A 12,348-nucleotide genomic window follows, 5' to 3' on the forward strand; every position below is an offset into this window, starting at 1 on the left:
AAGACGCGGCGTTGGGATGCGCCCGTTTTAGAAATCTGCACGTTTTTGCCTAGTGCCGACCCATCGGTCGAACATGTTTGGTTCTACAAAGACGAGTTCTGGAATCTGGGGCGCCAATGACCAACGACATCCGTAACCCGGACGAATTGCGCAGGATGTTCGGAGCCAATCTGAGACGCCTTGCCCAGCAATACACGTCGATCTCGGAGCTTTGTCGACAGCTTGGGGTCAATCGAACTCAGTTCAATAGATATTTAGGTGGTGAAAGCTTTCCCCGCCCTGACGTGTTGGACAGGATTTGCCGCTTTTTCGAAGTCGACGCCCGTATTCTTCTGCGACCGCTGGACGAGATCGACCGCCCGCCTACGCATCCAGCGGCATCTGCCCTGACTGATTTTCTTGGATCTGGCCCATCAACCCTGACCGAGAACCTTTTTCCCGCTGGCTTTTATTACGCCACCGAAACCGAATTGCACGAGCCGCTGCCCCTGCGACACAGGCTATTTCATGCGCGTCGCCTACCACAATGCACCTTGGTTCGCGGATATGAACCCCGCCCCGTGATGCCAGATGCCGCCGCTAACGAACGCGAGGTTCAAGGCATAGCAGCTTGTGCTGGGCGGCAGATTTACATCCTGATGTCTTGTCGCGCATCTCAAAACAGCCGGATTTACTTGGTCACGCGTGGGACAGAGAACAATTCTGACCGCTGGCGTGGTGTTGCAATCTGCCTTTCGAAAACAACGGCCAGTTCTACAACGACGCGACGGATATTGTTGCGGCATTTGGGTGACGAACCATCCGCCGTTCTGGCCGCAGCACGCACAGCGCGTCGTTCAGAAAGCCCAATGTCGCAGTCAGTTGGCTAAGGTTGAACCGTGCCTTCTTTCGGGGCCTGAGTAATCAAACGGTAGAGGTGCCAACTTGCGTGCCCAAGAAGAGGCAGTACCACTAGCAGCCCCAGAAACCACGGAATCATGGCCACAAAGGTCAGAATTGCGATAAACGCGCCCCAAGCCAGCATCACACCAAGATGGTCGCGGACATAGCAAAAGCTGGCGATCATGGCGGTCACGAAATCCAATTCCCGGTCCAGTAGCATTGGAATCGACAGCACGGTAATCATGTATAAAACCGTCGCGAACACCGCCCCTACGACAGTACCCACCGCAAGCATCGTTAAGCCGTTGGCGGTCAAGTAGACCTCTAATGACGTAGACACATTGGTCATGGTCGACAGCCCCATGAATAGTGCAAAAATCATGTGGCCGAGAAAAAACCAGAATAGAAACATCACTACGATGATTGCGCAGATTGACGGTAATTGCCGCTTCCCTTGCTGAGCGACAACGCCGAAAATTGAACCGAAATCCAGTGGCTCGCCCTGCTCTAGCCGATGTGAAACCTCATACATTCCCACCGCTGCGAACGGTCCCAACAATGGGAAACCGATCGCCGCAAGCACCAACCAGTAAGACGTACCCGTCCTCACGGTTACCCAAGCGATTGCCCAACCTGCCAATACATAAAACCCTGCGAACAGTAGGCCAAATATGGGTGCACGACGGAAATCAGCCCAGGCCAGACGCAGAGCCTCGCTTAGCATTCCCATGTTAACCGTTCCCATGTCCGGAACACCAAATGGTTTATCCATCTTGTCTCTCCTCCCTTGCCGACATTGTTCATGCCGGTCGTTTTTGCGGCCACATTGTGGCTCGGTGATAGGCCTCTCCAATTGACAGGATGTGGGCATCCGAACCACGCGGTCCAAAAATTTGCATTCCCATTGGTAACCCGCTCGCACCGAAACCCACTGGCACCGACAAACAAGGCAAACCAATCAAGCTGACCGGCACCATAACCTCCATCCACCGATGATAGGTGTCCATCTTTTTTCCTGCGATTTCTGTCGGGTAAGGCGTTTCGATTGCAAACGGCCACACCTGTGTCGATGGCAAAACCAAAGCATCATAGTCACCCATCATTTTGGTCGCGCAACGAAACCAAGCTGTCCGAATGACGCTGGCCTCATGCACCTGCACCGCGGTCATGGCCAACCCTCGGTCCAATTCCCACTGCGCTGTGTCTTTCAGCGTCGCGCGATGTTCGGACAACGGGGCGAGACCCGCCGCGACACTCCAAGACCGCAATGTGATCCAACTTTCCCACAGGCGTTCTGACTCAAAAGGCGCAGGTACAGGGACGACCTCAGCCCCTAATTGCGTCAACACTGACAGCGCATCGCTGCATAAATCACGGATGCCGTCCTCGATCGGGTATGCTCCACCCCAATCATCCAACCACCCTATCCGCATGCCGCGCAAGTCTGCAGCACGCACCGGAGAAACTGCCGAGCTATCGCTAACATTTGGCTGCCGTGGGTCCGGCCCCGAGATAACATCCAGCAAAAGGCCAATATCCAAGGGGCTACGCGCCATCGGCCCGAGCGTTGAAAGCTGGTGAAGAAAACCGTCTCCGATTGGCTCTGACGGCACACGTCCCCAGCTTGGCCTAAACCCATACACATTGTTCCACGCGGCCGGGTTGCGCAGGCTTCCCATCGCGTCGGATCCATCCGCCATGGCAACCATTCCTGTCGCCAACGCCACTGCCGCACCACCAGACGATCCCCCGCAAGTTCGCGTTGGATCATATGGGTTTCTGGTCGCCCCATAGACCGGGTTGAAGGTATGAGAGCCCAACCCAAACTCAGGCACATTGGTTTTACCAATCAGGATCGCGCCAGCTGCCCGCATTCGCGCTGCAATCAAATCGTCTTGCTTGGGCACGTGGTCCTGAAAAATGGGCGAACCCTGCGAGGTTACAATACCCGCGACATTGGCCAGATCCTTGACCGCTATGGGCAGCCCATGAAGCGGACCTTTGTGTTCCACAGCATCCAGCGAACGCGCTTCTGCAAGCAACTCATCCGCGTCGCGCAGGGCCACGATCGCATTGGCAGTTTCGTTAACCGTCTTTATTCGATCCAGCGTTTGCTGCATCAAAGCCTCAGCCGACAGCGTCCCCGCCGAGATTGTGCTGACCAGGTCGCAAGCTGTTGTTTTGCTCAAATCCATCGTAGGCTCATCCCTCAATCCAGATCAGCCTAGCGGGGCCACCTCACCATTTAAACCCGCAGTTTAAATACATCTTTTTATGTTGATAGTTGTGGCTATCGCTCGTTTGCACCAAACCGCAAATTGCTGTCTTGCCCCAGCAAGTACTTGAGGCACAAAAAGGCCGAAACGATACTCAGCACCAGCCAAGCACCACCCCAGAGCATTGTGGTACCTCCAAATTCCTCGGCGAGCATATATGCGTCCAAAGGCATGCCCGAACGCCGGATTGTGTCGTCAAAAATATCAAAGGGTACGTAGATTATGCTGGTTAGACCAATGATCCGCAGAACCAAATCGCAAACCGTTCGGCTGAGATACAATGCCATCACCAGCATAGCTGCCCCGACGCCCGCACAAAATGCTATCGCAAAGGGTTCGCGGACATAGAGCACTGTCACCAAAATCATGACACCGCCGAACCCGCCAAGCACAACTCGGTCCCAGTCCGTGCGCAGTGCGATGATCAGCAGCCCCATCCCAAGAGCCAGAGACCCAAGATAGCCGGCAGACAGGCTTAGAAAGCGATTGCCACCGCGACCGACGACAAGACCACCCTGCCGCGGCGAGATGGTGAAACTTTCGACTGATCCGCCAGTAATAATTAAGGTCAATGCATGCGAAAGTTCATGCAGGAAAACGACCAGTATTTTCAAAGGAGTCACGACAGGTGTGGCCCAAAACACGAAGACCAGCGCAACAATTGCAATCAGTTGCCAATGACCTTTGAGCAGCGTCATCACGGGCACCGCGCCGGAGCGTCTATCAACCCTCGCCTTGCGCCTCGGAACGGCTTTTACCCGCTACATTCAACGCCAGTGTTGCCGCCATGAATCCGTCCAGATCACCATCCAGAACCCCTTTGGTATCCGACGTTTCAAAGTTGGTCCGCAGGTCTTTTACCATCTGGTAGGGTTGTAAAACGTAGGACCGGATCTGATTGCCCCAGCCTGCATCGCCTTTGGCCTCATGCGCTGCGTTAATGTCCGCGTTTCGGCGGTCCAGTTCCTGTTGGTACAGGCGCGATTTCAGCGCTTTCATCGCAATGTCACGGTTCTGGTGCTGCGATTTTTCGGACGAGGTCACAACAATTCCGGTGGGAATGTGCGTGATCCGCACCGCCGAGTCGGTAGTGTTCACGTGCTGACCACCCGCGCCCGAGGAACGATAGGTATCGATACGGATGTCCGATGGGTTGACCTCGATCTCGATATTGTCGTCCACCACAGGGTAGACCCAGACCGAACTGAACGAGGTGTGCCGTTTGGCCGCCGAGTCAAAGGGTGAAATACGTACCAGCCGGTGCACGCCGCTTTCCGATTTTAGCCAGCCATAGGCATTGTGGCCGGAAATCTTGTAGGCGGCAGATTTGATCCCTGCCTCTTCGCCCGCGGTCTCGGACTGCAATTCGACCGTGTAGCCTTTTTTCTCAGCCCAACGGACATACATCCGGGCCAGCATCGAAGCCCAATCGCAGCTTTCAGTGCCGCCCGCACCCGAGTTGATTTCCAGAAACGTGTCGTTGCCATCGGCTTCGCCATCCAGCAGCGCCTCAAGCTCTTTCTTGGCAGCTTTGGCTTTCAGCTTCTTGATGGCGTCTTCGGCATCGGTGACGACTTCTTCGTCTTCCTCCATCTCACCCAATTCGATCAGCTCGATATTGTCGTTCAGATCCGTCTTAATGGACTCGTAGGTTTCGATGGCATCAACCAGCAACTGACGCTCGCGCATCAGTTTCTGCGCGTTCTCAGGATTGTCCCACAGGTTGGGATCCTCGACACGCGCATTGAATTCTTCAAGCCGGTGCGGGGCGGTTTCATAGTCCATACGCTGCGCCAGCAGCTCTAGCGACTTTTCGATTTCCACCACGGTGTTCTGGGTTTCGGCGCGCATGGTCTTGTCCCAACTTGCTCAATCAGGCCTGCGTGATAGCAAGAGGTTCAGGGCACCACAAGACAGCGCCACCCCGAAACCCGTCAGTTGTCAGTAAAGACCGCCACCCTGAAGATCGCCCTGGCTGGCATTGGGGCCAACAGTGATCGTATCGCCAGTCGAGGTGGTCACCTGGCGGCCTGAACTTGCTTCTTCAAACAAAGGCAGGTCGGAGCCCATCGCAAAACCGCCGTCATAGACGCGATCGATGAACCCATCGACGCCATCGCGGAAGTATTCGGCAACCACGTAGTCACCCGTTGCATCCGCGGGCAAACGCGCACCGCTGAAACGATCGATCTTGATGAAGTGACCACCGGGTGGAACTTCGAATGGACCGCCGCCGTATTTTTCGACAGCTTTCTCCATGAAGCTCTGGAAAACTGGGCCACACAAGGTGCCACCGTATGCTCCCCGCCCCATCGGGCGCGGACGATCATACCCAATATAGCACCCTGCCACGATGTTTGACGTAAAGCCGATGAACCACGCGTCCTTGGACTCGTTGGTCGTACCGGTTTTACCGGCAGTGGGCACTGGCAGGTTGACGACACGAGATGCCGTACCTCGATCAACAACGCCCTTCATCATTGAGGTCAGCTGATAGGCGGTGATCGCGTCCATCACCTGACTGCGGTTGGTCTCGATAGTCGGAGACTCGTCCTCTTCCAGCCAGCTTGAATTGCAATCCAAGCACTGTCGATCATCATGCCGGTAAATTGTCTTCCCGAACCGGTCTTGAATACGGTCGACCAGAGTCGGTTCCAGCCGCTCTCCGCCATTAGCGAACATCGCATAGGCTGTAACCATCTTATAGAGCGTCGTTTCCTCAGACCCCAACGAGTTCGCTAGGAATGCGCCCATCCGGTCGTAGACGCCAAAATGTTCGGCATACCCTGCGACAACTGGCATTGTGACTTCTTGCGCCAGGCGGATGGTCATCAGGTTCCGAGACATTTCGATCCCGGTGCGCAGCGGTGTGGGGCCATAGAATTTGTTCGTCGAGTTCTTGGGTCGCCATAGGCCTTGCGGCGTGTTCACCTCAATCGGGGCGTCCACAACGATTGTCGCGGGACTGTAGCCACTGTCGAGCGCTGCGGCATAAACGAAGGGCTTGAAGCTCGACCCTGGCTGGCGCTGCGCCTGGGTCGCGCGGTTGAAGACCGAGTCCTGATACGAGAACCCACCTTGCATTGCTAAAACACGGCCAGAGTTCACGTCCATTGCAACAAAGCCGCCCTGCACTTCGGGCACCTGGCGAGCAGACCATTGGCCTTCTTCCCCGGCCACAACAAGGATGACGTCACCGCGCTTAAAGTTGTCCTGGAAATTACCCTGCATCCATTGGATATCCGAACGCGGGATAACACCATCTGCCGGACCATCTTCGATACCGACTGTTAGGGATTGATCCGCCACGTTCAGCACAACCGCCGGATACCATTGCGTCGGCAACACCACGTCGCGTGGGATTTCCATGATAGCCAATGCTTCACGCCACTGCGTTTCGTCGGCAAGTTTTTCTTCAGGGATCACTTCACCTGTGCCGCGCCATCTGCCCCGGGAACGGTCGTATTTCTGCAATGCTGTGCGCAACGCCTCGGCCGCTTCGACCTGCATTTCTTCATCCACCGAAGCGCGAACAGTAAAGCCGCCAGTAAAGAACTCTCCCTCGCCGAAATCTTCGCTCAGCTGGCGACGAATTTCATCGGTGAAGTAGTCGCGCGGCGGAAGCGCGGTGCGGAAACTTTCAAAATCACCATTCTGGACCGAGCGAAGGGGTGCGTTTACCTCAACCTCGTAAGTGGCCTGATCGATATATCCATTCTGCTGCATCTCGCGCAGCACATAGTTCCGACGCGCCAGCAGACGGTCTTTTTGACGAACCGGGTGATAATCTGATGGAGCCTTAGGCATAGCAGCCAGCGTAGCAGCCTCATGCGGAGCAAGCTCCTGAAGCGTCTTGTTGAAATAGGTCTGCGCCGCAGCCGTCACACCGTAAGAGTTCTGGCCCAGAAAGATCTCGTTCATGTAAAGTTCGAGAATCTGTTCCTTGTCCAACGTATCTTCCAGCCGGGTGGCAAGGATAATTTCCTTGATCTTGCGCTCGGCCCGTCGATCGCCGGACAGCAGAAAGTTCTTCATCACCTGCTGCGTGATCGTGGACGCGCCACGCACGTTTTCACCCTTGGACTTAACGGCTTCGACCCCGGCGGCGACGATGCCGCGCGGGTCATACCCCTGGTGGGTGTAGAAATTCTTGTCTTCCGCCGAGATGAAAGCCTGCTTCACCAAATCGGGGATTTCTTCGGACGGTGTGAACAGGCGGCGTTCCTGGGCAAATTCGTCGATCAACTGACCTTCGCCCGAGTATATCCGGCTGATCGTTGGCGGCTTGTACTGCGCCAACGATTCATGGCTGGGCAGGTCGCGCCCATACATCCAAAAGACCGCGCCGATCACCAGCGCAGCCATAAATATACCCAAGGTGACGAGGCTAAAAATCGCCCCGAAAAACGAAAGAATGAACCGGATCACGTTACTGCCTTTTACTCGCGCTGCCGCCTATATAGTGATGCCCCGGCGCAGGGTCAAAACACGATGGCCAATATTAGCCGGTTTGTGCCGCAGGGTCACTGGCCAATCAGGGAACTTTTGACCAGATCATCCTGACGCCATTGCTCAAGCCCGTTCAGGATTCCCAATGCCATTCCCCTGCGCCATTCAGAATTCATGATGTTTTCCAGATCTCTAGGACTAGAAAGAAATCCAAGCTCAACCAATACCGACGGGATGTCCGCTGCCTTGAGCACAGAGAAAGAAGCCGTGCGGATCGGGCGGCTGTTCATCGGCCCGCCCTGCTGTGTCATCCCCTCGGCCAAAGCCTGAGCCAGCGCATCAGTGCGCGGCTTGGTTTCTTGCCGCGCGATATCCAGCAAAACGTCAGCCACTTGGTCGTCTGCACCGCTCAGATCAACGCCCGAGATCAGATCGCCCCGGTCATGCCGCTCGGCAAGTTTGTGGCTGGCCACGTCCGAGGCATCGTCGGACAGTGTGTAAACTGCCGCGCCATGCGCCCGACCTTCAGACAGGATATCTGCGTGAAGCGAAATGAAAACATCTGCGCCCGCGCGATGCGCCAGCGCGATACGGCGTTCCAGACTGACAAAATGGTCGTCGACGCGTGTCAGCACCACTTGATACCCACCAGCCCTGAGCAACGTTTCGCGTAACTCGCGAGCAAAGGTCAGCATCAGAGTTTTCTCATCCGTACCTCCGGCCTCGGCGCCCGGATCAATACCGCCGTGCCCGGGGTCCAGCATAACCAGCAGAGGACGCGATCCATCGCGACCAGGCTTCGCGGGTGTCACTGCGGGTTCCGGCAGGTCCCAGCCCGGTTGGCGAGGGGCGCCAGCGCTGGCAGCAAAGCTGTCGAAATCGGTCCCGCTCAGGGCAAGCGACAACTTAGCCGTCCCGGCAACCTCATCCACTCTGAGATCCGAGCTATCCACCGCAAGTGGCGCGCCAAGTTCAAGCACCATACGGGACCAACCCGGCACATAGGCACCGAACTGCACGCCGCTTATCCGATCGGTCTGCAGAAATGTGTCCGCCTCTAAACCAGTCCAGTCAACTTCTTGAAAGTCCAGCACCACTCGGTAGGGATCGCGCAGAGTGAATACCCGATACGGCACGCCCTGACTCAGGCCAAGCTCAATCCGCACCCCAGCACGGCCATCATTGGTGATACGGCTTTGGTCAGGCAACGCCCGCGCAAGCGCGCTGAAATCGTGCGCAAACGCAGCACCGGTTAGCGCCCAAATCAGCGCTATTGCGTAGAAAATCCTGCTCATGGCCTCGAGTTTTCCCAAGATCGTTTAACCGATAGCCTACCCTAGCCGGGCGAAATTGTGAACGGGTTACGCGGTCGAAGTGATCGCGCCGCGCGCGGCCATGAAACGTTGGAGGCGTTGCAGCCCCTCCTCGATATCCTCAGAAGACCGAGCATAGGAAAACCGTAGCGTGTGATGTCCGCGCACAGGGTCGAAATCCAATCCCGGTGTGACGGCGACCCCAGCCTTATCCAGAATTTCAGCTGCAAATGCTCGACTGTCATCAGTAAGGTCCGATACATCAGCGTAAACGTAAAACGCGCCATCCGGTGGGGCGATATTGGTAAATCCAGCTTTGGGCAATCCATCCAGCATCAGCGCACGGTTGCGGCGATAGACGTCCAGATTGGCCTGCAGCTCCGCGTCGCACTCCATCGCGGCCAAGGCTGCCACTTGGCTGGCGTGAGGCGCGCAAATGAACATGTTCTGGGCGATACGTTCTACAACGCGCACTTGGTCTTCGGGCACCACCATCCAGCCGACGCGCCAGCCAGTCATCGAGAAGTACTTGGAGAACGAATTGATCACATAGCACTCATCCGTCAGCTCCAGTGCAGTAACAGCCTTAGCCTCATACTCCAGACCGTGATAAATCTCATCACTGATAAACGAAGCCCCCTGCCCGTGCGCGGCCTCAATCAGCGCACCCATTGCCGTATGATCCAACATGGTGCCCGTGGGATTAGCCGGAGAAGCGACCATAAGACCTTGAAGGTCCAACCCGGAAAAATCAGCGGGCACCGGCTGGAGTCGGTTTTCCAGTGCCGTCGGCAAATCGACGGGCACCAGCCCGAGCGCTTTCAGAATTTGACGGTAGGACGGATAACCGGGCGCTCCGATACCAACACGGTCACCACTGTCAAAAAGGGCTGTGAACGCCAGTAAAAAGCCACCCGAGGACCCAGGAGTGATCACCACCCGTTCAGGGTTTAGATCGACGTTGTACCACTCTCCGTACAATTGCGCGATCCGCTGCCGAAGCGCAGGTAAACCCAACGCAACCGTATAACCCAAGGGCGCTTGATGCATTGCTGTTGCGAGCGCTTTAACCGCCCCATCCGGCGCGCCGGTTCCTGGTTGTCCGACTTCCATATGGATAATGTGTCGCCCAGCCTCCTCGGCGCGGCGCGCGGCTTCCATCACGTCCATCACGATAAAGGGATCGACGTCGGACCGGGTTGAGTTTCTCATGCCCATCTCCCATGTTGCAACCATGGCTTTTGAACGCTTATCCAGGGTGGCGTCAATCCCGGCCCTGTTGCTGATGGCAGTGACATGGATTGCAAGCGCTGTTCCAGTAGCTGCGCAGGGCCTGATCCGAGACCCAGATATCGAACACGGACTGCGCGAACTTGCCTTCCCAATTTTACGTGCAGCTGGGTTAAACACCAACCGGGTCAAGGTATTGGTGGTCTACGATGCAACATTCAACGCTTTCGTTATCGACTATAATACAATCTATCTGAACTACGGGTTGATCCTGAACGTCGAGTCCCCCGAAATGTTGCAGGCTGTCATCGCCCACGAGGCCGCACATATAGCAAACGGACACCTTGCCCGTAGGACCGAGAATTTTCGTTCAGCCAACCGCAACGCAGGTTATGGAACAGCACTGGCGCTTCTCGTAGCAATTGCTGGTGGCGGAGAAGCTGCAGCTGGAATCGCCGCAGGAACTCAAAGCGCTGCTCTGCGGAGCTTTCTGGGCCATACCCGCGCCGAGGAGTCGTCGGCCGACCGCAGTGCAGCTGGTTACCTTAGATGGGCAGGTATCTCGCCAGCTGGAATGGTCGCGTTGCACCGTAAATTCGCTGGTCAGGAATTGTTGAGCGAAGCCAATCAAGACCCTTACATGCGCTCGCACCCAACAAGCCGCGAGCGTCTGCGCGCTGCCGAAGCGTTTATGGAACAACATGGTGACTGGTCCAAATCTGACCCGAATGCTGAATACTGGTTCGCGCGGGTCAAAGGCAAATTATCTGCGTTCCTAAGGTCGCCTTCGTGGACCATGCGGCGCGCAAAAGAGGAAACTGCGCAGGATGTTCGGCTGATGCGCGAAGCGTCTGCCTATCATCAGAATCGTGATCTTGCCAACGCGCGCGCTGCGATAGACGGAGCGTTGGCTCTTCGCCCAGACGATCCGTTTTATTATGAGCTCAAAGGCCAGATCCTATTAGAAAACCGTAAAATTGAAGACGCCATAGCCGCCTACGGACATGCGGTTGAAATGGCACCCAACGATTCATTGATCCTCGCTGGTTACGGGCGGGCTCTGCTGGCGGGCGGCCAGACGAAGAACGCCCTGCAAGAACTTGAAAAGGCACGGCAAAGAGATTACCGAAACGCTCGTTTGATGCAGGATCTTGGAATGGCATATGCCAAGGTAGGTAATAACGGAATGGCCTCGGTCGTGACTGCCGAACGATATGCCTTGGAAGGTCGGCTGGAAGATGCTGGCATTCATGCAAAACGAGCCATGAGGCAACTGCCAGTCGGCTCACCGGGTTGGCAACGGGCGCAAGATGTGATGATTGCCTCAGAACGCGCAACGAAAGCGAAAAGGAAACGGAAATGATCCTCAGACATGCTGCACCTGCCCTTCTGGGGCTTTCCCTGATTACCAGTCCGGCACAGGCGCTGGACCTGAATGCACTCAGCGAGGCAGAAAAGGCGGAATTCGGTGCGCAAGTGCGTGAATACCTACTGGAAAACCCCGAAGTTATTATTGAGGCGATCAATATCCTTGAGCAGCGCAACGCCGTAGCCGAGGCCGCAGCGGATCAAGAACTGGTCGCCGCCAACGCTGAAGAGCTGTTCAACGATGGTTACAGCTGGGTTGGTGGAAATCCTGACGGCGACATCACCTTGGTTGAATTCATGGACTATCGCTGCGGCTATTGCCGGCGTGCGGTTCCAGAAGTAGACACCCTGCTGTCCGAGGACGGCAATATTCGCCTCATAATCAAGGAATTCCCGATTCTAGGGGACGCTTCAGTCATGTCGTCGCGCTTTGCGGTCGCAACCAAACATGTGGCCGGTGACGACGCTTACAAACAAGTCCATGACGCTTTGTTGGAATTCAGCGGTGAGCCGAACGAGATTTCCTTGCGACGAATCTCGGACGGCCTGGGACTGGATAGTGACGCCATCATCGCAGCGATGGAAAGCGATCAAGTGACCGATGAAATCACCCGCACACGTGCATTGGCACAGCGGATGAATATCTCTGGCACGCCGTCCTTCGTGCTGGGCACCGAAATGCTTCGCGGTTTCCTACCGGCCGATCAGATGTTGCAGATTGCGGATGCTGTGCGGGCTGAGCAGGGTTAAATATTCCGGGGCGGCAATGCCGCCCCTTTTGCAATCTAGTCGTAAGGATACGGCGCGTTACACTTCATGGAGACAACCCA

10 protein-coding genes are annotated in these 12,348 nt (G+C 56.0%); 3 read left to right on the forward strand and 7 right to left on the reverse strand.

Features of this window, described 5'->3' with window-relative positions:
- Positions 1 to 116 precede the first annotated feature (116 nt).
- Positions 117 to 869 (forward strand): helix-turn-helix domain-containing protein, encoded by a 753-nt coding sequence (locus tag ACR0L3_RS07960; RefSeq protein WP_480745110.1) that lies wholly within the window; start codon positions 117 to 119, stop codon positions 867 to 869.
- Here the strand turns inward: ACR0L3_RS07960 and ACR0L3_RS07965 are convergent.
- From ACR0L3_RS07965 to ACR0L3_RS07995, 7 genes are all read right to left on the reverse strand, one after another.
- A complete protein-coding gene (locus tag ACR0L3_RS07965; protein ID WP_480745112.1) occupies positions 866 to 1,654 on the reverse strand; it encodes a DUF2189 domain-containing protein in 789 nt (262 codons plus the stop codon). The two genes, ACR0L3_RS07960 and ACR0L3_RS07965, sit on opposite strands and share 4 nt — an antisense overlap.
- Positions 1,655 to 1,682: 28 nt before the next feature.
- Positions 1,683 to 3,077, reverse strand: a complete 1,395-nt coding sequence (locus ACR0L3_RS07970) for an amidase (protein ID WP_480745114.1) — start codon at positions 3,075 to 3,077, stop codon at positions 1,683 to 1,685.
- 95 nt (positions 3,078 to 3,172) lie between these two features.
- Positions 3,173 to 3,856, reverse strand: coding sequence for a M50 family metallopeptidase (locus ACR0L3_RS07975; RefSeq protein ID WP_480745116.1), 684 nt, complete (start codon positions 3,854 to 3,856; stop codon positions 3,173 to 3,175).
- Positions 3,857 to 3,881: 25 nt separating this feature from the next.
- Complete coding sequence (gene prfB, locus ACR0L3_RS07980; RefSeq protein WP_480745118.1) at positions 3,882 to 5,009, reverse strand: peptide chain release factor 2; 1,128 nt, start codon at positions 5,007 to 5,009, stop codon at positions 3,882 to 3,884.
- A gap of 90 nt (positions 5,010 to 5,099) precedes the next feature.
- Positions 5,100 to 7,586: a penicillin-binding protein 1A gene (locus tag ACR0L3_RS07985; protein ID WP_480745120.1), complete on the reverse strand. Its 2,487-nt coding sequence runs from the start codon at positions 7,584 to 7,586 to the stop codon at positions 5,100 to 5,102.
- A 95-nt stretch (positions 7,587 to 7,681) separates the two neighbouring features.
- Positions 7,682 to 8,902: an N-acetylmuramoyl-L-alanine amidase gene (locus ACR0L3_RS07990; RefSeq protein ID WP_480745122.1), complete on the reverse strand. Its 1,221-nt coding sequence runs from the start codon at positions 8,900 to 8,902 to the stop codon at positions 7,682 to 7,684.
- 66 nt (positions 8,903 to 8,968) lie between these two features.
- Entirely contained in the window at positions 8,969 to 10,132 is a 1,164-nt protein-coding gene (locus ACR0L3_RS07995) for a pyridoxal phosphate-dependent aminotransferase (protein ID WP_480745124.1), read from the reverse strand.
- On the opposite strand from ACR0L3_RS07995, the gene ACR0L3_RS08000 reads away from it, so the two are divergent.
- The gene (locus tag ACR0L3_RS08000) at positions 10,131 to 11,513 is read left to right on the forward strand and encodes a M48 family metalloprotease (RefSeq protein WP_480745126.1); all 1,383 of its coding nucleotides are present in this window, start codon (positions 10,131 to 10,133) and stop codon (positions 11,511 to 11,513) included. The two genes, ACR0L3_RS07995 and ACR0L3_RS08000, sit on opposite strands and share 2 nt — an antisense overlap.
- Positions 11,510 to 12,268 (forward strand): DsbA family protein, encoded by a 759-nt coding sequence (locus ACR0L3_RS08005; RefSeq protein WP_480745127.1) that lies wholly within the window; start codon positions 11,510 to 11,512, stop codon positions 12,266 to 12,268. Before ACR0L3_RS08000 ends, ACR0L3_RS08005 begins: the two co-directional genes overlap by 4 nt.
- The last annotated feature ends 80 nt before the right edge of the window (positions 12,269 to 12,348 follow it).

The organism is Ruegeria sp. CK1 (genome assembly GCF_056536545.1).

Excerpts from the sequence above, each read along its gene's own strand:
- ACR0L3_RS08005 (WP_480745127.1), top strand. The coding sequence starts at position 11,510 with ATGATCCTCAGACATGCTGCACCTGCCCTTCTGGGGCTTTCCCTGATT.
- ACR0L3_RS07965 (WP_480745112.1), bottom strand. The coding sequence starts at position 1,654 with ATGGATAAACCATTTGGTGTTCCGGACATGGGAACGGTTAACATGGGA.
- ACR0L3_RS07995 (WP_480745124.1), bottom strand. The coding sequence starts at position 10,132 with ATGAGAAACTCAACCCGGTCCGACGTCGATCCCTTTATCGTGATGGAC.
- ACR0L3_RS07975 (WP_480745116.1), bottom strand. The coding sequence starts at position 3,856 with ATGACGCTGCTCAAAGGTCATTGGCAACTGATTGCAATTGTTGCGCTG.
- prfB (WP_480745118.1), bottom strand. The coding sequence starts at position 5,009 with ATGCGCGCCGAAACCCAGAACACCGTGGTGGAAATCGAAAAGTCGCTA.
- ACR0L3_RS07960 (WP_480745110.1), top strand. The coding sequence starts at position 117 with ATGACCAACGACATCCGTAACCCGGACGAATTGCGCAGGATGTTCGGA.
- ACR0L3_RS07970 (WP_480745114.1), bottom strand. The coding sequence starts at position 3,077 with ATGGATTTGAGCAAAACAACAGCTTGCGACCTGGTCAGCACAATCTCG.
- ACR0L3_RS07990 (WP_480745122.1), bottom strand. The coding sequence starts at position 8,902 with ATGAGCAGGATTTTCTACGCAATAGCGCTGATTTGGGCGCTAACCGGT.
- ACR0L3_RS08000 (WP_480745126.1), top strand. The coding sequence starts at position 10,131 with ATGCCCATCTCCCATGTTGCAACCATGGCTTTTGAACGCTTATCCAGG.